The organism is Nonomuraea typhae (genome assembly GCF_009760925.1).
In the GTDB taxonomy this organism is placed as follows: Bacteria; Actinomycetota; Actinomycetes; order Streptosporangiales; family Streptosporangiaceae; genus Nonomuraea; species Nonomuraea typhae.
The window spans coordinates 240,115-241,017 of sequence record NZ_VRLV01000019.1 but is presented as its reverse complement, the minus strand read 5'-3'; the positions used below and the strand labels follow the sequence as shown (position 1 = coordinate 241,017).

At 64.2% G+C, this 903-nt stretch carries 1 protein-coding gene; it reads left to right on the top strand.

Annotated elements, in window-relative coordinates; genetic code table 11:
* Nucleotides 1–834, top strand: an 834-nt coding sequence (locus tag FVE25_RS47055; protein WP_157254035.1) for a tyrosine-type recombinase/integrase, incomplete at its 5' end; no start/stop codon positions are given.
* Nucleotides 835–903: the final 69 nt, after the last annotated feature.

Here is a 903-nt window from a genome sequence, read left to right as displayed (position 1 = left end):
AAGGACGCCGCCCGCCCGGAACAGCACAGCAACCCGAAGCGACGTCAGCGCTGCTGCGCCATAGGCGAGTGCTGCAAAGAGATTCCCTCAGACTGGACTGTCCACGACGCGTACATGACGCTTCGGGCCGCACTGAGCCAGGCCGTACGCGAAGAAGCGCTCGCAAGGAACGTCGCCGCCAACGTCAGGATGCCGGCGCCACGGAAACGCAAGGTGAAGCCCTGGTCCGTCGATGAAGCCCGAACCTTCCTGGAGTCCGCGAGAACCCGGAACGACCCGATGTACCCGGCCTATGTCCTCATCCTGGTCCTGGGCCTCCGCCTCGGTGAAGCGCTCGGGCTCCGCTGGGAGGATGTCGACCTCGACCAGGCCGAGATGACGATCGGCTGGCAACTCCAGAGGGTCAGCGGTCAACTGCTCCACCGCCAGACCAAGACCGAGGCTTCGGACGCCACACTCCCGTTCCCCGAGATCGTCACGACGGCCCTCCGTGCCCGTCAACGGGCACGCGACGCAGCATGCGAATCCGCCGGCGACGACTGGCAGGAAACCGGCCTCGTCTTCACCACCGCCAGCGGTCGCCCCGTCGAACCGTCCAACTTCCGCCGCAGCTTCGCGAACGCCTGCGAGAAGGCTGAAGTCCGCAAGGTCCACGTCCACGCCACCCGCAAGACCTGTGCATCCCTGTTGGTAGCCCTCGACGTCCACCCACGCGTGGCGATGCAGATCCTCAGGCACTCGCAGATCTCGGTAACGATGAACGTCTACAGCGAGGTCTCATCCGAGGACACGCGCAAGGCGCTGAAGAAGCTCGGCGACCGTTTGGACTCGTAGCTGTATTTCTCAGCTGTACAAGATCGAAAAGGCCACTCCCCGATCAAGGGAAGTGGCCTTTCACCTGCA